The organism is Ruminococcus flavefaciens ATCC 19208 (genome assembly GCF_000518765.1).
In the GTDB taxonomy this organism is placed as follows: domain Bacteria; phylum Bacillota; class Clostridia; order Oscillospirales; family Ruminococcaceae; genus Ruminococcus; species Ruminococcus flavefaciens.
On sequence record NZ_KI912493.1, the window covers coordinates 94,174 to 115,113 of the forward strand.

The following is a 20,940-nucleotide window of genomic DNA, read 5'->3' on the forward strand; positions in this document are numbered from 1 at the left end:
AAAACTGCCTCCTTCATATTTCAGTATAACACATCGACTCATTCAAGTCAAATTTGTGTTAGCTCTGAATAATCAGGAAGCAGCTTATTCATTTTCTTACCGCCTGTGCAAAGGCGTTCATTTTATCAAAGTCCTTGAAGCCGTCAGTTTCAAGGCAGGAGCTTGCGTCCACTGCATAAGGTCGGAGCGTTTTCACAGCATCTGAAACATTTGCAGCAGTAAGCCCGCCTGCAAGGAAGTATTCACGTTTTATCTCACCAATTACCAACCAGTCAAAGGTCTCTCCCGAGCCCTGTCCCGAATCAAGCAGCACATAGTCCGCACAGCTGCTCTCAGCGGCTTTTATATCGGCTTCTGAGCGCACTTTATATGCACGTATTACGCAAATACCAAGCTTTTTAAGTTCCGCTGCGTAATCCTCGCTCTCTTCCCCGTGAAGCTGTACAGCTCTTATAGCACCGCTGTGGACTATATCAATAACGTCCTCTATGGGCGAATTTACAAATACTCCTACAGGAGTAATGCTGCTGTCAAGTTTTTTCGTAAGCTGGGCAGCAGTCTCAGGCTGTACATATCTCTTACTGGACTTTGCAAATACATAGCCGATATATTCGGGATTTATCCTGTTTGCGTACTCAATATCGACCTCTCTGCGCAGTCCGCACATCTTTATCTTTGTCATATTATCCTTTCAGCTCAGCAAGCTTCGCTTTTTTATCGGCTGCGCGCATAAGGGTCTCGCCTATGAGAACTGCGTTCACCCCTGCTTCACGAAGAAGCCTTATATCCTCTGCAGACTGAACTCCGCTCTCAGAGACGAAGCTCACATTTGCGGGAGCAAGCTCCCGCAAACGGCGGCTGTTGCCTGTATCTACTGAAAAATCCTTTAAATTACGGTTGTTAACACCTATTATACGCGCACCTGCCGCAACAGCCGCGCGAAGCTCCGCTTCGTCGTGAGCTTCGACGAGAGCAGACAATCCCAGCTCGTCACATACGCCTATATATTCGCTTATCTGCTGCTGAGAAAGTATCGAGCATATTAGCAGAACTGCCTTTGCGCCGAGGAGCTTTGCTTCGTATATCATGTATTCATCAACTGTGAAATCCTTACGGATACATGGGATACTCACATTAGACGCGATCTCACGAAGATATTCGTCACTTCCGAGGAACCACTTAGGCTCTGTGAGTACTGAAATACAGTCAGCTCCTGCTGCTTCATATTCCTTTGCGATGCTAAGATACGGGAAATCCTCAGCTATAATACCCTTTGACGGAGAAGCCTTCTTGCACTCGCATATAAAAGCAATATCGTCCTTTTTAAGTGCGTTTTCAAACTCAAACTGTCCTTTTGGAAGTTCAAGTGCCAGCTTTTTTATATGATCTGCGGAAAGATTTTCCTTAGCCGCAGCCACACGCTCACGGGCGTGGTCGGCAAGCTTGTCAAGTATAGTCATTTTTCACCTCAGTTGTTGGATTCAGCAATGAATTTATCCATTGCTGCAAGAGCCTTGCCGCTGTCGATAAGCTCGGCTGCCTTTGCAACACCATCTGCCATAGACTCAGCTTTGCCGCCGATATATATAGCAGCACCTGCGTTGAGAAGAACTGCGTTTCTCTTGTGTCCCTTTATCTCGCCTGCAAGGATACCGCGTGTTATAGCTGCATTTTCCTCAGGTGTACCACCCTTGAGATCGTCCTTTGTACAGCGTTCAAAGCCGAACTGCTCAGGAGTTATCTCATAGTTCTTCATCCAGCCGTCCTTGTACTCGCATACAGCAGTAGGAGCACTCAGTGATATCTCGTCAAGCTTGTCAGTACCGAAAACTACCATGCCGTTCTTTGAACCAAGCTTCATAAGAACCTCTGCAACAGGTTCAAGGAGAACTCTGTCGTATACGCCGAGAAGGTGATGAGAAGGACAGGCAGGATTTGTAAGAGGTCCGAGGATATTGAATACTGTTCTGAAGCCCAGCTCCTTGCGGATAGGACCAACATATTTCATGGAAGTATGATACTTCTGAGCAAAGAAGAAGCAGAAGCCCACGTTTTCAAGGAGCTGTCTGCACTTTTCAGGCTCAAGATTGATATTTGCGCCAAGTGCTTCGAGGCAGTCAGCAGTTCCCGAAAGTGAAGATGCAGCACGGTTGCCATGCTTTGATACCTTTATACCTGCTGCTGCGATAACAAAAGCGGAAGTTGTTGAGATATTGAAGCTGTGTGCATTATCTCCGCCTGTTCCGACAATTTCAAGGAGATCCATGTTATGCTCGAACTTTATAGCTGCATCACGCATAGCAGCTGCACAGCCTGTGATCTCATCTATTGTCTCAGCCTTTGTGCTCTTTGTGGAAAGAGCAGACAGAAAAGCTGCATTCTGAGTAGGAGTTGTCTCTCCTGCCATGATTTCCGATATTACCTTGTAAGCCTCATCATATGTAAGATCCTGCTTGTCAACGATCTTTACGATTGCTTCTTTAATCATAATAAAAACCTCCTGTTATAAATTTATTTTTGTAGGGGACGGACGAACTCTGTTCGCCCTTACTCGGAACGCCGAGGGCGGCGTTCCCTACAATGTGCTAATGGCTCAAAGCATAATTTAGCAAATCACACGATGTTATTTGCCTTTCATTCATTATCCCTCGCGGCGATACCTTTTCTTTCGCAGGTATTTTATCGCGGAGAAATGGTGCAGCGTCACGCTGCAAATTATGCTTTTGCGACTGCTTCTTTCATTTCCTTAACGTATTCGCCTACATAAGGTGCAGCGTCTTTGCCGTATTTTTCAAGTATCTTGATTATAGCCGAACCAACGATAGCTCCGTCGGATACAGCTGCCATAGACTGTGCCTGCTCGGGCTTTGAAATACCGAAGCCAACTGCACACGGTACATCTGTATTATCACGTACTACCTTTACGATATCGCCGATATTTGTGGTTATCTCGCTTCTCATACCTGTAACTCCGAGGCTTGAAACTATATAAATAAAGCCGTCAGCTTCCTTTGCTATCATTGCGATACGGTTCTCAGATGTTGGAGCTATAAGTGAGATCATATCAACTCCGTACTGCTTTGCTACTGCTGAAAACTCATCTTTTTCCTCAAACGGAAGATCGGGAAGTATGATACCGTCAACTCCGCATTCACAGCATCTTGCCATAAATCTCTCTGCATCGTAGGAGAATACAACGTTTGCATATGTCATGAATACAAACGGTATCTTAACGTCTTTGCGGAGCTCCTTTACAAGCTCGAAAACCTTGTCTGTTGTGACTCCGCCTGCAAGTGCGCGGATATTTGCGCCCTGTATAACAGGTCCTTCAGCAGTCGGGTCTGAAAATGGTATGCCAAGCTCGATAAGGTCTGCGCCGTTCTCTGCTGCTGCACGAACTACCTTTGCAGTAGTTTCAAGGTCGGGATCACCGCAGGTTATAAATGGTATGAATGCCTTTCCGTTTGCAAATGCTGATCTGATATTACTCATAGATATCCTCCCCTCTGTAACGTGCGATAGCTGCACAGTCTTTATCGCCGCGTCCTGATACTGTTACGATTATTATTTTGTCCTTGTCCATTGTAGGAGCAAGCTTCATAGCATAAGCTACAGCGTGTGCAGACTCTATTGCAGGGATTATACCCTCTGTACGTGAAAGATACTCAAAAGCATTTACTGCTTCGTCATCTGTTATCGGAACATACTCAGCTCTGCCGATATCGTGAAGATGTGCATGCTCAGGACCTACTCCGGGATAGTCAAGACCTGCCGAGATAGAATAAACAGGTGCTATCTGACCGTATTCGTCCTGACAGAAGTATGACTTCATACCGTGGAAGATACCGATTCTGCCTGTGTTTACTGTTGCAGCTGTCTCGAATGTGTCGATTCCTCTGCCTGCTGCCTCACAGCCGATAAGACGTACTCCCTCATCGGGGATATAGTGATAGAAGCTTCCGATAGCGTTTGAGCCGCCGCCTACGCAAGCGATAACTGCATCGGGAAGCCTGCCCTCAGCCTCAAGTATCTGAGCTCTTGACTCACGGGAAATAACTGCCTGAAAATCACGAACTATAGTCGGGAAGGGGTGCGGTCCCATAACAGAACCGAGGCAGTAATGTGTATCCTCGATACGTGAAGTCCACTCACGCATTGCCTCTGAAACAGCATCTTTAAGTGTAGCTGTACCTGTTTTTACAGGGACAACGTCAGAGCCGAGAAGCTTCATACGGTATACGTTGAGAGCCTGTCTCTTTGTGTCCTCTTCGCCCATGAATACTACGCACTCCATATCAAGGAGAGCTGCTGCTGTTGCAGTAGCAACACCGTGCTGACCTGCACCTGTCTCTGCGATAAGTCTTTTCTTGCCCATTTTCTTTGCAAGAAGAGCCTGTCCGAGAACGTTGTTTATCTTATGGGAGCCTGTGTGATTAAGGTCCTCACGCTTTAAGTATATCTTAGCACCGCCAAGCTCTCTTGTGAGCTTATCTGCACGGTAGAGCAGTGAAGGTCTGCCTGCATAGTTATTGAGGAGCTCTGTAAGCTCCCTGTTGAACTCGGGATCGTTCTTATAGTGATCGTAAGCCTCTTCAAGCTCAATGATCGCATTCATAAGCGTTTCGGGGATATACTGTCCGCCGTGAACGCCAAATCTTCCTTTTGACTGTGACATGATATCTTTCCTTTCTGTTTCAGCCATTAGCCGTTAGCTATCAGCCGTTAGCATTTGTAGGGAACATCTCCCTACGGTTCATTTTTATCTGTCGGGCAAACAGCTCTGCATATAGCATTGCCAGCCAAATCAAAGATTTGGGTCACAGCTTAACTGTTCACCTCTGCAAAGTTCTTAGTTCTTAGTTCTTAACTCTAAGCTCAGAGTTCTATAAAGTTCTTCAGCATTTTTCTTCCGTCGGGAGTCATTATTGACTCGGGGTGGAACTGAACTCCGTATATAGGGTATTCCTTGTGCTGTACTGCCATTACCTCGCCGTCATCGGCAAGTGCTGTAACTTCGAGACAATCGGGAAGCGTACTTGCATCTGCTGCAAGAGAATGATATCTTGCAACGGGAGCTCCCTCGTCTATTCCCTTGAATAACGGACTGTTGTTCATAAAGCTTATAACGGACTGCTTTCCGTGCATAAGCTCCTTTGCGTAGGTAACTGTTGCACCGTATGCTGCGCATATTGCCTGATGACCGAGGCAAACACCGAGAGTCGGTATCTTCTTGCAAACAGTCCTTGCAGCCTCGATTATGATGCCTGCGTCCTCGGGACGACCGGGACCGGGCGAAAGGATTATGCGCTGTGGGTTGAGTTTTTCTATCTCCTCAACAGTCATCTCGTCGTTTCTTATTACCTTTATATCAGGCTCTATAGCTCCTATAAGCTGATAAAGATTATAGGAGAAGCTGTCGTAATTATCTATGAGAAGTATCATGCGTCTGCCTCCTCTGCAAGTTTAAGGGCGTTGACTACTGCCGCAGCCTTGTTTATGCACTCCTGATATTCCTTTTCGGGAACTGAGTCTGCAACTATTCCTGCGCCGCTTCTTACGAATACCTTGCCGTTCTTCTTGTAAGCTATACGGATAGCGATACAGGTATCAAGATTTCCTGTAAAGTCAATGTAGCCTATTGCTCCGCCGTAAATTCCGCGCTTGTTGTTTTCGAGCTCTGCAATGAGCTGACAGGCTCTTATCTTGGGAGCACCGGAAAGCGTACCTGCTGGAAGTACTGCACTTACTGCGTCTATGCCGTCAAACTCTTCCCTGATCTCTCCACGTACTGTAGAGCCTATATGCATTACGTGAGAATATCTCTCTATGCTGTGGAGCTTTTCCACCTCAACGCTTCCGAACTTGCTTATCTTGCCGAGATCGTTTCTTCCGAGGTCAACAAGCATATTATGCTCAGCAAGCTCCTTTTCGTCCTTGAGAAGTCCTTCCTCAAGCTCCTTGTCCTCTTTTTCTGTCTTTCCTCTCGGTCTTGTACCTGCAAGCGGGAATGTATGGAGAACTCCGTCCTCAAGCTTTACAAGAGTCTCAGGCGATGCACCTGCTATCTCTACATCTGTTCCCGAAAAATAGAACATATAAGGTGAAGGATTTATAGTTCTCAGCACTCTGTAGGTATTGAGGAGACTTCCCTCAAATTCAGCACTTAGTCTGTTTGAAAGAACTATCTGGAAGATATCTCCCTCATGGATATGATGCTTTGCCTTTTCCACCATTTCGCAGTACTCTTCCTTGCTGAAAAGTGCTGTGACTTCACTTTTAAGGTGACCTGAGGGTTCTTTTTTACGGTCGCCGTTCCTGAGCAGGTCAGCCATCTGCTGAAGCTCGAGCTTTGCCTTGTTATAGCCTGCTTCGCCTTCATCAAGCTTCATATTTGCTATAAGTATCAGCTTCTGACGGAAGTTGTCGAATGCGATGACCTTATCAAAAAGCATCAGGTCTACGTCCTTGAAATTCTCTGTATCCTCGGTCTTTATACGAAGAGTCTTCTCGGTATAAGCAAGGAAATCATATGAGAAATATCCCACAAATCCGCCTGTAAATGCAGGAAGATAATCGAATTTCGGACTTCTGTATTTTGCAAGTATCTGTCTTATCTGTACAGACGGATCGTCTGACGTCATTTTAACATCGCCTATGGTAAGCTCATTTCCGCAGGCAGTTATCTGAGTTTTCGGATCAAAACCGAGGAACGTATATCTGCCCCATTTTTCCTTTTCGGCTACAGACTCAAGCATATAGCAGTGTGTAGATACGTTTTTCAGAGTCATTATAGCTTCGATAGGAGTGCAGATATCAGACATTATCTCACAGCTTACAGGGACAATGTCGTATTTTCCACTCTTGGCTATTTCTTGTACTGTCGAAAATTCGGGTAAAAAATTCATAAAAAGCACCTCCGCTGACCTGTCAGGAATAACAAAAAAGTCCTTGACAGATCATAATGATCTGTCAAGGACGAATATACTTAATATCCGCGGTACCACCTTGATTCACGGCTTTGCCGTGCGCTTAACAGGATACTGACATATCCCTGATGATTAACGCACATCATAACGTTGCAGAATACTCTGAAAGATCACCGCAGGCTCATAACACAACTACCCTCCTGTATCGCGATCACCCATTTGACTGCACCCTCGGCGGTCCATTTGCTAATTTGTTTTTCACCTGACTCTCAGCATCGCAGGCTCTCTGTGGAAGCATAATTAACTTTATCTCCGCGTCAACGGTTTACTCATGTAACAATTATAGCACTTGGATTTTTTTATGTCAATAGAATTAAGATATTTTTTATATTTAATCAAAGGTCATATGATAATACCGCTGAAATGGTCTATCTCATGCTGTATTATCTCTGCCTCAAAATCGCGGAATATACCGCGGCGGCGCTTGAATTTCTTATCAAGATACTCTACTGTGATTATATTATGGCGCGTAACGGGACGGACTCCATCAAGTGAGAGACAGCCCTCCTCGGTATCATAGGTCTCCTTTGACTTATCTACTATGACAGGATTTATCATAGCAACATATTCGTCGCCTATCATTGCCACAAGTATAGTCTTGTGCACACCTATCATATTTGCAGCCATGCCCACGCAGCGCTCCTCATTGGCTTTCACCGTGTCAAGCAGATCGCGGACAGTCTGTATATCCGCTTTTGTTGCAGGCAGTGATTTACAGCTCAGTATCTCCTTGTCTCTGACGATTTCCTTTATCATGCTGTTTTTCCTTTCGTTTTTGTTTTATCATACCACACCTGCCCGAAGCTGTCAAGAACATATAAAAGCCGCATATTATAAGCAGGTATATTTTTGATACAAAAATGTTTACATCAATGCCAAAAAGTGATATAATAATATAGACCATAATTTTTTATAATGGAGAATTATATGGAATTCAAGAAAAATCCCGAACTTATCGAAAAGCCCGATCACGCTCACTATCCCGTGTGCCGCGGAAGGCTTGACGAAATAGAAGAGATAAGCCGAAAGACTTTTTTCTATACACTCGGTACTAACGGCGTACTTGCACTTTTTTCACTGCTTCAGGTACCTATGCACTTAGTAGGCTGGGTGCCGCTCTTGTTCACTATGCAGGATACATCGGCATTCAACATGGGCGCAGGCTTCAGTTTTTTTCAGCTGTTAATGTGCCTGATCATTGCAGGGATATCGCTCCTCGGCTGCACCAAGCACAAAATATTCACCGCTATCATGTTCTTTCTGTACGCTCTGACGTTTGTATGTTCATTGATAGCAAGACTTACAGGATTTGATTTCATAACTGTTATTATCGGCATTGGCGGAATGTACAACAGTTTAGGTGCGCTTAAAGGGTATTCGGATTACAAACAGCTTAGGAACACCGAAGGTTTCCCAATATTCAGCACAGTCCTTGCCGACCATGATGACATGAAGAAATATAGTCCCAACGGCTATAACAAAAAACACTTTGATAAGCTTTTGCGCGAAAAAGCTTTGCGTGAACGCAATATTGCCCCGCATCAGGCAGACAGCAGCTATCCTGTCCCGAATCTTACGCAGCCGCAGTCTGCTGACACAAAGGATATCGGCGGAATGCCTTCGCTGAATGTCACACGCCCTGCGCGAAACACATCAGTTGAACAGAAATTTATACCTAAAGCTCATAAGGAGTTGTTTTTTTCTGACAGTACATTAAAATTGAAATAAGGGGGACATACTATGTTTGCAAAGGTCTCAAGTCTCGGCCTCTTCGGACTCAACGCTTTTCCTGTTGATGTTGAGATAGATATAAGCCGCGGCAATCCGCAGTTTGAAGTAGTCGGACTCCCTGACACAGTTGTTAAGGAGAGCCGTGAGAGAATACGTGCAGCTCTGCGCTCATGCAGCATAAGCTTCCCTGTAGCCTCAGTAATGATAAATCTTGCTCCTGCCGACACAAAAAAGAGCGGCTCTGTGCATGATATGGCTATATTCATGGCAATACTCCGCGGAATGCGCATGATAAGCGAGGAGCTTGAAGGCTGCTCGTTCATCGGAGAGATTTCCCTCAACGGCGATATCCGCAGGATAAACGGTGTACTCCCTATGGTCATGCTTGCTCGTGAGCTCGGGATAAAGTCCGTATTCGTTCCTGCTGACAACGCAAAGGAAGCCTCCGTTATCGACGGTGTTGACATCTATGCCGTGCATAACGCCGAGGAGCTTATAAGACATTTCCGCGGCGAAGAAAAGCTTATTCCCTGTGAGCACTACACTCCGCCCGAAGCCGCATATAACGAGACTCTGGATTTTGCAGACGTAAGAGGACAGCAGTCAGCGAAAAAAGCTCTTGAAATAGCTGCGGCCGGCGGACACAATGCGCTTCTTATCGGTTCGCCCGGAAGCGGAAAGAGTATGCTCGCAAAACGTATGCCTTCCATACTTCCACCGCTTACCTTTGAGGAAGCACTTGAAACTACAAAGATACATTCGATATCGGGACTGCTTACTCCCGAAACTCCAATAATAACCAAAAGGCCTTTCCGCTCGCCTCATCACACCATTTCCTCGGCAGGACTTGCAGGCGGCGGAAGTATACCACACCCCGGAGAGGTTTCACTCGCCCACAACGGATTGCTGTTTCTGGACGAGCTTGCGGAATTTGACCGCAAGACACTTGAGATACTGAGGCAGCCCCTTGAGGACAGAAAAGTGACTATCGCCCGTGCGTCGGGAACTATCACCTATCCCTGCACTATCATGCTCATAGGCGCTATGAACCCATGTCCCTGCGGTTATTACGGACACCCGAAGAGGAAATGCATATGTCCCAGAAACAAAGTGGCAGGCTATCTTTCCAAGATATCAGGTCCGCTCCTCGACCGCTTTGACCTTCATATAGAAGTGGCACCTGTGGAATTCGGCGACCTTTCATCAAAGGTAAAGGAAGAGAGCTCCGCTGACATACGAAAACGCGTCATGGCAGCAAGAGCTGTACAGGAGGAGCGCTTCAGGGGTACAGGCATAACCTGCAATGCACTGATAACTCCCGACAAATTACAGGAGTTCTGTCCTATGGACGACGCTGCCGAAACACTTATGAAAAATGTATTCGACAGGCTGGGACTCAGTGCGCGAGCTTACGACCGCATACTGAAGGTCTCAAGAACTATCGCTGACATCGACGGCTCTGAGGTCATAAAAAAACAGCACGTTGCAGAAGCAGCTCAGTTCAGGAGCCTTGACCGCAAGTACTGGAACGAATAAACATCGTGCAGGGACGCCCATCGGGCGTCCGAAACGCAGCAGAAATATTTCCTGCGGACACCCAATGGGCGTCCCTACAGGCATAAACTCAAAAAGAAAGAAAAACTAAGGAGAAACAATGAAATCGGCATTTAAAAAATTACCATCAGGCAAACACAGTATCGACGGAGGACTGCTTTTTGCGGTCACTCTCTGCGCTGCTATAAGTACCCTGCTCATCTATTCCATAACCCAGAACAAGGTGCTTGAATCAGTCGGTTCAAGCTACTGGAAGACCCAGCTCTTTTCAATGGGCGCAGGTATTGTTGCAGCTGTCATAATCTCATTTATTGATTACCGAAAGCTTGTAAAGCTATGGTTCATATTCGTTCCCGTTGCGCTGGGACTTATGGCGCTTACCTTTACCACCCTCGGTTACAGGCGAGAAGGCGCCGACGACCAGGCGTGGCTCAATCTCGGATTTATCCAGTTCCAGCCATCAGAGGTGCTGAAACTGGCATTCATACTCACCTTCGGCTATCACCTTTCCCGTGATGAGGAGGAGATGAATAAGCCTCTGCATATGCTGCTGATAATCATTCACGGAATGATACCCATAGGCATCGTCGGATTGCAGGGCGACTACGGTACAGCTATCGTATTTGCGGCTATATTCGCATTTATGATATGCTCGGCAAAAATATCGTGGAAATATCTTGTGGCAGCTCCTTTCGTTATTGCTGCGGGAATCGCGGGAATGTGGTTCTTCGCACTCAGTGAGTTCCACAAAAAGCGTATCCTCATTCTCTTCCACCCCGGAACAGACCCCGAATATATCGAATATCAGCAGGATCTGGGTCTTGCAGCCCTTAAATCCGGCGGAGTATTCGGAAAAGGACTCTTCGGCAAGCCCGAGGATTATATCACAGTTCCCGAAATACACAACGACTTTATTTTCACCTATGCAGGACAGGTTTTCGGCTTTGTGGGCTCTATAGGAATAATCATAATCCTTGCATATATCTGCCTTAAAATATTCGGTGACAGCCGCGTCTGCCGCGATCATCTCGGAAAATTCATATGCATGGGAGCTTTCGGACTTCTCCTTTCACACTGTATAATGAATATCGGAATGGTACTAAAAGTTGCTCCTGTTATCGGTGTTCCGCTGCCCTTCCTCAGCGCAGGCGGTACTGCTATGATAAGTATGTATGCTATCATAGGACTCGTCCTAAGCACATACAGTCACCGCGCAGTAAACTACAACGTATTCTACGATGAAGAGGACGAGTAAATATCTCACATAAAAGAAAATCGCGGAAGCCTTTCGGCTTCCGCTTTTATATATATAAATATCTCTCTAACCTTAGAAAAGAATGTCCTTGAAACAGACAAGGGGCTTGTTATTGTCAAAATCCCAGCTGTGGAAAGCATCGCCGTGACAATAATCCTTATGGAAGCACTTTGAGCAGGTCTCGTTCTCGTCTGCGAGATCGCGTCTGAACACCTGAAACTTATTCTTCCATACCTCGCTGAATCTGTCCTTGAGGATATTTCCCTGAACGAATTCAGGTCTGCGCTCAATATCGAGACAGGCAATAATATCACCGTTTGCAGTGATACTTGCAGTATAGAGTCCTGCTGTGCAGAGATAGTACCAGTCGCGGACTTCTCTCTCGTACTCCATGCCAAGATAATGACTGCAACCGTATGTAACAGGCTCGCCTGCTATGCGCTTATTTCTGATAAACTCAAATATGGTCTGATAATCCTCTTTTGTAAGGATAAGCTCGGGGTGCTGTTTTGCACGTCCCATAGGCTCGATATTGATAACACGCCATGAGTCGATGTCCATTTCGTTGAATATCTTGTAAAGCTCATCAAGCTGTCCTATATTCTGATGAGTAACAACCGTTGTTATCTGAACGTTCTCAAATCCGCCAACACGGAGAAGGCTCTCGATACCGCTCATAGCCTTTTTGTAACCGCCCGGAGTTCTTCTGAATGCATCGTGAGTATCCTCAAGGCCGTCTATACTTACGGAAATAGTTCCCATACCGACTCTTTGCAGATCACGCGCAACACTGTCGTCAATAAGTGTAGCATTACTTGTCATACCCCAGCTGAAGCCGAGCTCATGAGCAGCTCCCATGATATCGAAGAATTCCTTCCTGAGAAGCGGCTCTCCGCCTGTGATACAGAGCATTTTTCCTGCTGTCGTCATATCCTCCTTTACCTGAGAAAGGAATGTGCGGTACTGATCGACCGACAGCTCTTCCGAAGTAACATCACCGCAGTAGCTTCCGCAGTGGAGACAGCGCTCATTGCAGCGCAGAGTAAGCTCAAGGAAAAGGTTGCGGAGCTTGGGTTCTTTCATAAGTTGTTTTCTGTATTCACGCATCTGTTCAAGATGCTTGCGTTTCATATCAATACTGAGCATTTTACTTCTCCTCGGATATCATTTTATCAGCCCCCGGCTGTGTTTCAGAAACATTTGCTGTAGTTTCAGATGTAGGACTATAGAACAGCCACGGTGGTCCGTAAGCAGTCTGTATCCTGTCTGTTACAGGATCATAGGTAGTTGTAACAACTGCCTCATAGTCCTCTTTCATTGCAGGATAATTTTCAAGATCCTTTATTTTTCCGAGGAGATACTTATTCAGTATAACAAGGTCGCCTACACTTATCTCGCCGTCCTTATTGAGATCGGCAAAATATCTGTTGATATTATTATTTGAATAATCATCAAAAAGGATAGCCTTTCTGATAGCTATAGAATCAAAGATATCAACAACACCGTCCATATTTGCATCACCCATGTAAACAGGTGCGGGTCCGTAAACAGGCTGAGGTACCATAGTCGTGGTCAGAGTTACAACATCTTCCTGCTCGGCAGTAGTAACAGTGCTTGTTGAAGTAGGACCGTAAACCGTTCTCGGCATTGTAGTCGTAGTTGTGGTAAGTGTTTCTAACGCTTCGGTAGTTGTGATCTCGTCCCACATTGGAATACTTGTGGGCGGAGGTCCGTATGCCCCATAAAATTCCTTGAACACATCACGCTCAGTCTCATTGTTGAACGTCATACGAGCAGGTTCGATTCCTTCTGCCATAGCAGTCATAGCAGACACTCCTGCTGCTGCAAAAGCTGCGGCTGTCAGGACAGTACGTATAGTTTTTTTCATCTCATAAACACTCCTTTCATTTTTTACAGTGCTGTATAATAAATGTCGGAAAATCTCTCAGTTTTTCCCTTAGATATTCAATTTTGGATATATGCACAAAGTAAAGATGCTCTTATTGTGCAGTTTTACTCCTTAGGCGGACCGTATACCAGCTGCACCTTGTCCCTTTCGGGCTTGTATTCAGTCGTTGGCTCAGCTTCGGTGACAGGAGGTCCGTAAACGTCCTGTACTTCGTCCTTTGCAGGATCGTACTCCGATGTCATGGTAGTATTTTCGGTGACGGGCGGTCCGTAGACAACCTGTACGTCGCTGTTTCCGTGGTCGCAGCCTGTAAGTCCCGCAGCAGCCGCAAACATAGCAGCCATAAGTTTGGTCTTGCTCGACTTTTTCATATCCATGCCCCCTTATTGTACTTACTATTATTTTACTCCATATACGGTGTTTTGTCAACCATTTGGAGCATTTAAAAAGCATTTTACTAAAGAAAAAAGCGGAACTTAAAGTTCCGCTTTTGTATCAGTTTTTATCTGGGAGATCATCGAAATCCTTCAATGTTCCGTGAAGGAATCTGTTCAGACGAACAAGGTCACCGACACTTATTTCGCCGTCTTTATTGAGATCGGCAAAATACTTATTTATTGTTTCGCCGTACTCATCGAAAAGTATAGCCTTTCTCAGTGCAACTGCATCGAAGATATCTACAACTCCGTCATTATTAACATCACCCATGAATGCCTTAGGCGGTCCGTAAACAGTGGGCGGGAACGTTGTTGTGGTCATTGTGGTCAGTTCTTCAAGATAATCCGAGGTTACCGATACTGTGGTCATAGGACCGTAAAGACAAACTGTCGTTGTCATCGTAGTCGTTACCATGGTCTCTACAGGCATAGTAGCCGTTGTTGTCAGCATGGACGGAGGCGGTCCGTATACTGCCATGAATTTTCTCTCGACTTCCTCAACAGGATTGATCTCCTTTGGCTGCTCATTGACTGCATTTGCTGCCGAAGGCATCGCACACATATTTGCTGCTGCAAAAGCTGCGGCAGTTAGAACAGTACGTAAAGTTTTTTTCATTTCAGAAACACTCCTCTCATATATTTGCGTTAATATATAATAAATGTCGGAAATATGCTTACTTTTTTCAAAAAGAGTCCGGATTCGTATATTTGCACAACTCAAATCTCCCTTGATTGTGCAGTTTTACTCCTTTTCCCAATTCACATTGATCCTTATGGCTTATCCTTTATTTTACTCCATATATAGTGATTTGTCAACATTACCCATGTTTTATTAATACTATTTTTACAAAAAAAGGACGGATACTATCCGTCCTTTAAAGTATTCACTATCAAAGTCCGAGGAAGTCCTTGAAGTTAGACGCAAGTATCTTCTGATTTTCCTCTTCTGTAAAGCCCAGCTTCAGGAAACGAACAAGCTCGTCCTCGTGACTCCACATAGGAAAATCAACACCGAAAAAGCAATTCTCTATGCCGTATCTTCTGATGATATTTGCAGCTTTTTCGGGAGTAAGGAATGCAAGCGAGCTGCTGCAATCGACTTTCACATTTTCCAGCCCCGGAAGGCACTCCACAGCCTCGTCCCACTGCTGATATCCGCCGAGATGAGCAGCAAGTATCTTGAGCTTAGGGAAATTGTCATGTATCTTTCTTATACGGTGAGGAGCAGAATAATCATACCTGTTGTCGCCGCAGTGGATAAGCAGCGGAAGTCTGCCTTCCATGAGCTCATATATCTTGAATGCTTCGGGTGAATCAGCGTTGAACTTCTGGAAATCAGGGTGAAGCTTTACACCGTGAAGTCCGAGACTGATTATCTGATTTATGTCTTTTTCAAGATCCTCGGAATCTGCATGAGTAGTTCCGAAGCCGTAAAAACAGCTGTGCTCAGCACATTCCTTTGCGATAAAAATGTTTATATTCTCTGTCTGATGCGGCGCTGTAGCAGTCGAGCATACAAGATATTTCAATACTCCTATCTTGCTGCCTGCTTCACGCAGCTTTTTGCTCATTCCGTTGCCGTCCATTGGGATACCATAAAAATGTCCTATATTTTCTGTCGCATTCTCCGCTATCTTTTCGGGGAAAATATGCGCATGAGCATCTATTATCTCATACTTGCCATATACCTCTGAATTCATTATCTACATCTCCTAATACCAAAAAATCCAAAAATATTATACTCCATATTTTGGGCTTTGTCAAATATAAAAAAGATGATAGGCATACAAAAAATCTATCTCAGGGTATAAAAAACTCCCATAGCTTTCATGCTACAGGAGACTTTTTCGTTATTTTCTTCTTGTACCGTTTTTTCTGTCGGTACTGCGCTTGAGGTCACACATACGCTCTTCACTTGTCTGCTTGAAGCGTGACATCATATCCTCAAATGTCATTTCAGAAGGTGGGATCTGCTTTTTAGGCTCCCATACAACAGGCTTGCTGCGCTGAGGACGCTCTCCGCCTCTTTCACCCTTATCAAAGCTGCGCTCGCCCTTGTCTGTTCCTCTGTCACTGCCTCTGTCGCCTCCGCGTTCGCCGCCTTTGCCGCCGTCCTTATCGAACTTGCCCTGTCCTTTGTCAAAACGGCGCTGACGCTGCTGAGAGTCACCATTCTCGGAAGCCTTCTTGATCGAAAGACTTACCTTTCCTGCCTCGTTGATGCCGATGACCTTGACCTTTACGTCCTGATCCTCAGACAGATGCTCTCTTATATCACTAACGTATGTATTGGCGATTTCGGAAATATGCACCATACCCGTACCACCGCCTTCGATATCAACGAAAGCTCCGTACTGTGTGATGCCTTTGACCTTGCCATTGTAGATCTTACCAATTTCCAGCTGCATATTTATTTATAACTCCTTTTTATGGACCTGACTCCGCAAGCCCTATTAATCCCTTGTAGTGTCGTAGAATCTGCGCTCGTCAGGGTAGGCATAGCCTCTTTCCTCAAGTGCGACCTTTTCCATATACTCATTCAGGTCATCACTGTCAAGAACACGCTGCAGCTCGGCATTTTCGGTCTCATAAGCGTCTATTTTAGTCTGTATCAGTCTGACCTGCTCCTCTTTTTCGGCACAGTCTTTCTGAGTTGTTGCGATAAGGACACCGCAGCCGATTATTACGGCAACTGCTGCAAGCTTAACAAGTCCGCGATTGAACAGACCCTTCTTCTTTTCCTTTTCATGTCTCATTTTCTTCGACAACGCTTTTCACGTTCTTTCTCTTTTGTATTTTCCATTTTATTATACAACAGATAGAGCCCGTTTAGCAATACTATTTTTGTTTTTTTAATAGATTTAACAATAATTTTGGAATTTCTTACAAATTCAGCAGTTGCTTTTTTACGTAAAAATGCACAGCAAGGCTTAAACGGTCTGAAAATCAGCTTGAACAAAGCTCCCATAAGGTTGAAAAGCTTTCGTATAGTCCGCATAACAACGCTGCCTATGGTGACATAATACAGCGCGTATCCGATAGTATTGCCGATCACGAAATACAGCCTCATCTCGCTCCTTGCGGCAGCTTCCGAAAAGGCCGTAAGTGAAATAGCATAAAGCATCAGGAAGAATATATCCTCAATTGCTGTCAGAAAGCTGTTATGCGCCGCTATAAGCCTGAATACTCTCAAAACATCGTAAGCCGCTCCGACTATAGCTCCCATAAGGCAGGAAAGTCCGAAAAGGCGCAGCTCCTCGCTTACCGAGAAGAAGGTCTCCGCTATTCTCATCGGAACAGCCTTCCAAGCGCTGACAAAGGACCTTTTCTGTCCTTATCACCGTAGATCATAGCCCATATATCGCCTGTTATTGTCATATCTCCCGTTTCAACGCTCATGGAGTCGATATGCAGTTCCCGTCCCTGTATGGTCAGCTCACCAAGCTGAGTATAAAGGCTTATCTCCTTTTCGTCAAAGCTGTCAACATCTGTTATCCCCGATATACTCAGACTCTTGCGGTTTTCGAGAATTATGTTCTGATTTTGCTTTACAGTCTTGTCCTGCATGGTCATACCTCCGAAATACTTGATACTTCAAGTATATTCGGAGGTACAGTTTTATATGCTGAATGCGTTATTTTCCGATTACTTCTACACAGATATCATGAAGTTCTTTAAATGTCCTCTCATCTGCTTTCTCGTCAGGTTCCGTGTAAGAATCAGCGTCATCGCCTGCGGCAACCATAATGTAATCAGAAGGATAAGTACCTACATACCGCTCATCATCATAATAAATAACAGACAAATACTCAACATCTCCATGATTTATGACAGCAAACCACTTCAGCTCTTTGATCTTATCAAAATAATTCTGAGCTTTTTTTCTGAGCAGTTCCACATCAAAATCATCAGGAACATTATAATTCATGCTGTCATCTGAGCTGACAATAAACATTTTGTCAGATGAAGGCAGCTTTCCCTCTTCGTCCATCTCCACAAATGAAGTATACAGTGCATTTCTTAAAGAATAAGCAGTGGAGTTCATTGCTTTCTTTCTGCCAGATTTAACATTGCCATACATATTAACTACACTGATCTTCCAGCCGTTTTCGCCCTTAATACGGACAACATAAAGTGTTCCCTCAGAAGTTTCACCTTCATCATTTTCAACTTCAAAAATAACCAAGTAGCCCTCCTCGATATCGACTTCGCACGGATATTCGTCATAATCCAGATCTTCCCACGCATCTTCAAACTCGTCAGGGTCTGCCTTATCAGGTCCGCCGTGTTCATTGATGTAGTTTACTGCCCATTTCATAGGGGAGTACGATTCTTTTATATCATCTTCTTCATGGCTTCTCAGAGGTTCGACACTGATAATGCCCTTGTATGTGACTTTTGCGTCCTCATCATAATTATCATATGCCTCATACTGCAAAAATGTTATAATATCTTCTTCGGTCATGTCTTCGGCTTCATCTGATCTCATAAACAACTTGACGAAATCCATTACGCCTTCAGGATACTGCATTTTGAGAGTCTTTTCACGGTCATTGTCGATATACGCCTCGACAAACTCCTTAACAGTATCTTCATACGAGCCTATTTCAGCCGATGCAACAGAAGTCACTTCTTCATCAGTCGTTTCCTCCTGTGCAGCTGTTGTTTCTGCCTTTGTACCTGCCGCATCATCGGCAGGCTCCTTTCCGCAGCCTGTAAGTGTACATAATACTGCTGTTATTGCGATTATCCCTGCAATTAATCTTTTCATTTTTTATTCCTCCGTTTATTTTTTCTTAGCTATTGTATCGACGCAGATATTGTATCTTTCGTCAAATGACATATCGTCAGATATCTTTTCGCCTATTACGCTGATAACTTCTTCTTTATCATTTTTAAAGTCAGGGTATGTTTCTATATTTTCGGGCTTGTCCTTGACATAGGCAGTAACATAGGCAACACCGTTGCATATTACAGAAAACCATTCTGTCTTATCTATAGCATCAAAATACCGCCTAACCTTTTTCATAAAGTAATCCCTGTCAAATTCCTCAGGTACATTATAGTCCTTACTTTCATCAGAACATACTATAAAGCAGGTCTTCCAGTCTATATCATAGAACTCTTCGTCCATTTCTACAATTGCGGTATTTTGCCCATTATAGATGCTTCTTGCAAATCCTTCAAGCTGTTTAAGCGAATTGAGCATAGCAGAGCCCAGTATACAATCGGCATCTATCTTCCATTTGCCCTTATAGTTCATAACATAAGTATTACCTTCATAAGTATATCCTGTTTTTTCGTTTTCAAGCTCCATTTTAACGCGATAGCCGTCGGATATGCCGGCTTGCTTCACCAGATCATCGGTATCAAGCTTTGACATTGCTTCTTCTATACTGCTCTCATCAAGATCAGGATCTGTACCGTTTTCATTGACAAACCTGACCATATATTCATACATACCAAAAGCAAACTTACGATCAAGAAGCTCTTTCTCTGTCATTGGTTCCTTTTCTATGATGTTTTTGATCTTTACCTCTACGTGCTCATCATCGGCATTGCCGTATATTCCACGCTGAAACACCCTGATTATCTCATCGGCATCACGTTTTTCCTTTTCATCATATTTCACAGAAAAATCAATGACCTTCATAATATCATCGGGCATCTGCATTTCAAATGTTTTATGATAATCCTGCGCATTGTAAGCGTCAATAAATTCATATATAGTATCTTCGCAGGAAGCATTACTGATGTCAGCTTCCGAAGCGTTCTCGTCCGTTTTCTCTTCTGCGGTCGTTTCTTCCTCTGTAACAGCAGTTGTTTCCGATGTTGTCACTTCTTCAGCTTCATCGGAAGTCTCCTTTCCGCAGCCTGTAAGTGCACAAATTATAGCTGTAAACGCAATTATTCCTGAAAGTATCCTTTTCATTCTCATTCTCCTTTTTGACTGTTCACTGCTTTTTATTGAAAATAATAATCCAGCAAGAGATTTACTACCATAGAATAAGCCTTTATTCCTTCTTCTCTTCCGTTCATCTTTATATTCGTATCAATAGCCGCGCTTGAAGCCTCGCTGACCGTCTCGGTGGAGATGACTTCCTTATCCGCATTTTCTTCCCAGTAATTCTCAGGCATGAACCTGAACCAATCCATGAGAACTTCTTCGCATATTTCATCAGAAAGGGGATAAGCCTCCTTGACTTCATTGTCCCATACCGTATTATGTACGTATTCAAGGGCATCAAGATAGCCCGAATACTGAAACTCCACATTATCGCTGCCTGTAGCTGCCACAAAGGATATGAAATTTGCTTCGTCCTCCTGTATAAAGCCTTTCAGATGAGCAAGCTCATGGCAGACCGTTGACGGAAGATTTGCACGTATCATATCATCGTTGTAGTTTGCTTCAATAGTGTAAGGAAGATATATGCCCGTAAGGTGAGACTGGCTCATAAAATACGAAAACTCAATTGGCTTGGCATTCGGATAATAGCCTCTGAGCTGCGGTGAAAGCTTGTCCGCAGCCTTTTTCATAGCTGTTTTTGCCTCTTTCTGAAAGTCACAGGTAAGCTTGAAGCAGCCATTCTCATCACGGGGGACCTGCTTTGAAAGCTCGTTGCATTTCTTTATAAGTGCCCCATAAAGCTGAGTAAGCTCCTCGTTGGTATGCTCATGGGCATCGGGAAAGCATTTTTCCGCAAGAGGAGTACAGTGATACATCATGAAGCAGTTCATAGTCTCTGTGGTGGTAATATAGCAAAGTATCCACAATACAAGAGCACCTGCAAAGGCAGCTGTTTTTTTGCGTTTTCCTTTTCTGAAAATAAGGAGCAGCAGGAACAGCGGTATCCCCGCAATTACAAGAACTATCGCTGCAACCGTCAGCATTTCGCCCAGTGAAAACGGAAATACTCCCGTAACGCGTGAGACTGCACCTGATATGTAATGGAATATCTTTTCCACATAAAAATCGCAAAAAGCTGTACTAAAGCGTGAAATAACATTCAGTATTACCATGATGACTATGATAATAAGCGGTATGCTGTATCTCTTTTTCATCGTTCT

General features: G+C 44.5%; 23 protein-coding genes. 3 read left to right on the plus strand and 20 right to left on the minus strand.

Annotation, left to right across the window (positions count from 1 at the left end; genetic code table 11):
- Window positions 1-88 precede the first annotated feature (88 nt).
- The 8 genes from L870_RS0115435 to L870_RS0115470 all read right to left on the minus strand — a co-directional run bounded on the left by L870_RS0115435 (window position 89) and on the right by L870_RS0115470 (window position 7,742).
- On the minus strand, window positions 89-682 hold the full coding sequence (locus L870_RS0115435; protein WP_028518902.1) for a phosphoribosylanthranilate isomerase: 594 nt from the start codon (window positions 680-682) through the stop codon (window positions 89-91).
- A gap of 1 nt (window position 683) precedes the next feature.
- Window positions 684-1,460, minus strand: coding sequence for an indole-3-glycerol phosphate synthase TrpC (gene trpC, locus L870_RS0115440; protein WP_028518903.1), 777 nt, complete (start codon window positions 1,458-1,460; stop codon window positions 684-686).
- An 8-nt stretch (window positions 1,461-1,468) separates the two neighbouring features.
- Complete coding sequence (gene trpD / locus L870_RS0115445; RefSeq protein WP_028518904.1) at window positions 1,469-2,488, minus strand: anthranilate phosphoribosyltransferase; 1,020 nt, start codon at window positions 2,486-2,488, stop codon at window positions 1,469-1,471.
- 227 nt (window positions 2,489-2,715) lie between these two features.
- Window positions 2,716-3,492: a tryptophan synthase subunit alpha gene (gene trpA / locus L870_RS0115450; protein ID WP_028518905.1), complete on the minus strand. Its 777-nt coding sequence runs from the start codon at window positions 3,490-3,492 to the stop codon at window positions 2,716-2,718.
- Window positions 3,485-4,675, minus strand: a complete 1,191-nt coding sequence (gene trpB / locus L870_RS0115455; RefSeq protein WP_028518906.1) for a tryptophan synthase subunit beta — start codon at window positions 4,673-4,675, stop codon at window positions 3,485-3,487. Before trpB ends, trpA begins: the two co-directional genes overlap by 8 nt.
- A 200-nt stretch (window positions 4,676-4,875) precedes the next feature.
- A complete protein-coding gene (locus L870_RS0115460; RefSeq protein ID WP_028518907.1) occupies window positions 4,876-5,442 on the minus strand; it encodes an anthranilate synthase component II in 567 nt (188 codons plus the stop codon).
- Window positions 5,439-6,905 carry an anthranilate synthase component I gene (gene trpE, locus L870_RS0115465; RefSeq protein ID WP_028518908.1) on the minus strand — a complete coding sequence of 489 codons (1,467 nt, stop codon included), beginning with the start codon at window positions 6,903-6,905 and terminating at the stop codon, window positions 5,439-5,441. The genes L870_RS0115460 and trpE overlap by 4 nt, the downstream gene beginning before the upstream one ends.
- A 423-nt stretch (window positions 6,906-7,328) precedes the next feature.
- Complete coding sequence (locus tag L870_RS0115470) at window positions 7,329-7,742, minus strand: peptide deformylase (RefSeq protein ID WP_028518909.1); 414 nt, start codon at window positions 7,740-7,742, stop codon at window positions 7,329-7,331.
- A gap of 171 nt (window positions 7,743-7,913) precedes the next feature.
- On the opposite strand from L870_RS0115470, the gene L870_RS0115475 reads away from it, so the two are divergent.
- The 3 genes from L870_RS0115475 to L870_RS0115485 all read left to right on the plus strand — a co-directional run bounded on the left by L870_RS0115475 (window position 7,914) and on the right by L870_RS0115485 (window position 11,526).
- Complete coding sequence (locus L870_RS0115475) at window positions 7,914-8,714, plus strand: hypothetical protein (protein ID WP_028518910.1); 801 nt, start codon at window positions 7,914-7,916, stop codon at window positions 8,712-8,714.
- A gap of 12 nt (window positions 8,715-8,726) precedes the next feature.
- Complete coding sequence (locus L870_RS0115480) at window positions 8,727-10,253, plus strand: YifB family Mg chelatase-like AAA ATPase (protein WP_028518911.1); 1,527 nt, start codon at window positions 8,727-8,729, stop codon at window positions 10,251-10,253.
- Between the two features lie 118 nt (window positions 10,254-10,371).
- Complete coding sequence (locus L870_RS0115485; protein ID WP_028518912.1) at window positions 10,372-11,526, plus strand: FtsW/RodA/SpoVE family cell cycle protein; 1,155 nt, start codon at window positions 10,372-10,374, stop codon at window positions 11,524-11,526.
- 72 nt (window positions 11,527-11,598) lie between these two features.
- Here the strand turns inward: L870_RS0115485 and L870_RS0115490 are convergent, their stop codons facing one another.
- From L870_RS0115490 to L870_RS0115545, 12 genes are all read right to left on the minus strand, one after another.
- Complete coding sequence (locus L870_RS0115490) at window positions 11,599-12,672, minus strand: radical SAM/SPASM domain-containing protein (protein ID WP_028518913.1); 1,074 nt, start codon at window positions 12,670-12,672, stop codon at window positions 11,599-11,601.
- Window position 12,673: 1 nt separating this feature from the next.
- Window positions 12,674-13,414 (minus strand): dockerin type I repeat-containing protein, encoded by a 741-nt coding sequence (locus tag L870_RS0115495; protein ID WP_028518914.1) that lies wholly within the window; start codon window positions 13,412-13,414, stop codon window positions 12,674-12,676.
- Between the two features lie 125 nt (window positions 13,415-13,539).
- Window positions 13,540-13,806, minus strand: coding sequence for a hypothetical protein (locus tag L870_RS0115500; RefSeq protein WP_028518915.1), 267 nt, complete (start codon window positions 13,804-13,806; stop codon window positions 13,540-13,542).
- A gap of 124 nt (window positions 13,807-13,930) precedes the next feature.
- Complete coding sequence (locus L870_RS0115505) at window positions 13,931-14,488, minus strand: dockerin type I repeat-containing protein (protein WP_028518916.1); 558 nt, start codon at window positions 14,486-14,488, stop codon at window positions 13,931-13,933.
- 274 nt (window positions 14,489-14,762) lie between these two features.
- Entirely contained in the window at window positions 14,763-15,572 is an 810-nt protein-coding gene (locus L870_RS0115510) for an amidohydrolase family protein (RefSeq protein ID WP_028518917.1), read from the minus strand.
- Between the two features lie 150 nt (window positions 15,573-15,722).
- The gene (locus L870_RS0115515; RefSeq protein WP_028518918.1) at window positions 15,723-16,280 is read right to left on the minus strand and encodes a S1 RNA-binding domain-containing protein; all 558 of its coding nucleotides are present in this window, start codon (window positions 16,278-16,280) and stop codon (window positions 15,723-15,725) included.
- A gap of 45 nt (window positions 16,281-16,325) precedes the next feature.
- Window positions 16,326-16,628: a hypothetical protein gene (locus L870_RS0115520; RefSeq protein ID WP_028518919.1), complete on the minus strand. Its 303-nt coding sequence runs from the start codon at window positions 16,626-16,628 to the stop codon at window positions 16,326-16,328.
- On the minus strand, window positions 16,625-17,164 hold the full coding sequence (gene yabQ, locus L870_RS0115525; protein ID WP_028518920.1) for a spore cortex biosynthesis protein YabQ: 540 nt from the start codon (window positions 17,162-17,164) through the stop codon (window positions 16,625-16,627). Before yabQ ends, L870_RS0115520 begins: the two co-directional genes overlap by 4 nt.
- Window positions 17,161-17,439, minus strand: a complete 279-nt coding sequence (gene yabP, locus L870_RS0115530; RefSeq protein ID WP_028518921.1) for a sporulation protein YabP — start codon at window positions 17,437-17,439, stop codon at window positions 17,161-17,163. Before yabP ends, yabQ begins: the two co-directional genes overlap by 4 nt.
- A 67-nt stretch (window positions 17,440-17,506) precedes the next feature.
- Window positions 17,507-18,643 carry a hypothetical protein gene (locus tag L870_RS0115535; protein ID WP_028518922.1) on the minus strand — a complete coding sequence of 379 codons (1,137 nt, stop codon included), beginning with the start codon at window positions 18,641-18,643 and terminating at the stop codon, window positions 17,507-17,509.
- Between the two features lie 15 nt (window positions 18,644-18,658).
- Entirely contained in the window at window positions 18,659-19,804 is a 1,146-nt protein-coding gene (locus L870_RS0115540; protein ID WP_028518923.1) for a hypothetical protein, read from the minus strand.
- Window positions 19,805-19,836: 32 nt separating this feature from the next.
- Complete coding sequence (locus L870_RS0115545; protein ID WP_028518924.1) at window positions 19,837-20,934, minus strand: DUF3810 domain-containing protein; 1,098 nt, start codon at window positions 20,932-20,934, stop codon at window positions 19,837-19,839.
- Window positions 20,935-20,940 lie beyond the last annotated feature (6 nt).

What these genes read in the sequence shown, in the direction of transcription:
- L870_RS0115435 (WP_028518902.1), bottom strand. Translation starts at nt 682, where the DNA reads ATGACAAAGATAAAGATGTGCGGACTGCGCAGAGAGGTCGATATTGAG.
- trpC (WP_028518903.1), bottom strand. Translation starts at nt 1,460, where the DNA reads ATGACTATACTTGACAAGCTTGCCGACCACGCCCGTGAGCGTGTGGCT.
- trpD (WP_028518904.1), bottom strand. Translation starts at nt 2,488, where the DNA reads ATGATTAAAGAAGCAATCGTAAAGATCGTTGACAAGCAGGATCTTACA.
- trpA (WP_028518905.1), bottom strand. Translation starts at nt 3,492, where the DNA reads ATGAGTAATATCAGATCAGCATTTGCAAACGGAAAGGCATTCATACCA.
- trpB (WP_028518906.1), bottom strand. Translation starts at nt 4,675, where the DNA reads ATGTCACAGTCAAAAGGAAGATTTGGCGTTCACGGCGGACAGTATATC.
- L870_RS0115460 (WP_028518907.1), bottom strand. Translation starts at nt 5,442, where the DNA reads ATGATACTTCTCATAGATAATTACGACAGCTTCTCCTATAATCTTTAT.
- trpE (WP_028518908.1), bottom strand. Translation starts at nt 6,905, where the DNA reads ATGAATTTTTTACCCGAATTTTCGACAGTACAAGAAATAGCCAAGAGT.
- L870_RS0115470 (WP_028518909.1), bottom strand. Translation starts at nt 7,742, where the DNA reads ATGATAAAGGAAATCGTCAGAGACAAGGAGATACTGAGCTGTAAATCA.
- L870_RS0115475 (WP_028518910.1), top strand. Translation starts at nt 7,914, where the DNA reads ATGGAATTCAAGAAAAATCCCGAACTTATCGAAAAGCCCGATCACGCT.
- L870_RS0115480 (WP_028518911.1), top strand. Translation starts at nt 8,727, where the DNA reads ATGTTTGCAAAGGTCTCAAGTCTCGGCCTCTTCGGACTCAACGCTTTT.
- L870_RS0115485 (WP_028518912.1), top strand. Translation starts at nt 10,372, where the DNA reads ATGAAATCGGCATTTAAAAAATTACCATCAGGCAAACACAGTATCGAC.
- L870_RS0115490 (WP_028518913.1), bottom strand. Translation starts at nt 12,672, where the DNA reads ATGCTCAGTATTGATATGAAACGCAAGCATCTTGAACAGATGCGTGAA.
- L870_RS0115495 (WP_028518914.1), bottom strand. Translation starts at nt 13,414, where the DNA reads ATGAAAAAAACTATACGTACTGTCCTGACAGCCGCAGCTTTTGCAGCA.
- L870_RS0115500 (WP_028518915.1), bottom strand. Translation starts at nt 13,806, where the DNA reads ATGAAAAAGTCGAGCAAGACCAAACTTATGGCTGCTATGTTTGCGGCT.
- L870_RS0115505 (WP_028518916.1), bottom strand. Translation starts at nt 14,488, where the DNA reads ATGAAAAAAACTTTACGTACTGTTCTAACTGCCGCAGCTTTTGCAGCA.
- L870_RS0115510 (WP_028518917.1), bottom strand. Translation starts at nt 15,572, where the DNA reads ATGAATTCAGAGGTATATGGCAAGTATGAGATAATAGATGCTCATGCG.
- L870_RS0115515 (WP_028518918.1), bottom strand. Translation starts at nt 16,280, where the DNA reads ATGCAGCTGGAAATTGGTAAGATCTACAATGGCAAGGTCAAAGGCATC.
- L870_RS0115520 (WP_028518919.1), bottom strand. Translation starts at nt 16,628, where the DNA reads ATGAGACATGAAAAGGAAAAGAAGAAGGGTCTGTTCAATCGCGGACTT.
- yabQ (WP_028518920.1), bottom strand. Translation starts at nt 17,164, where the DNA reads ATGAGAATAGCGGAGACCTTCTTCTCGGTAAGCGAGGAGCTGCGCCTT.
- yabP (WP_028518921.1), bottom strand. Translation starts at nt 17,439, where the DNA reads ATGCAGGACAAGACTGTAAAGCAAAATCAGAACATAATTCTCGAAAAC.
- L870_RS0115535 (WP_028518922.1), bottom strand. Translation starts at nt 18,643, where the DNA reads ATGAAAAGATTAATTGCAGGGATAATCGCAATAACAGCAGTATTATGT.
- L870_RS0115540 (WP_028518923.1), bottom strand. Translation starts at nt 19,804, where the DNA reads ATGAAAAGGATACTTTCAGGAATAATTGCGTTTACAGCTATAATTTGT.
- L870_RS0115545 (WP_028518924.1), bottom strand. Translation starts at nt 20,934, where the DNA reads ATGAAAAAGAGATACAGCATACCGCTTATTATCATAGTCATCATGGTA.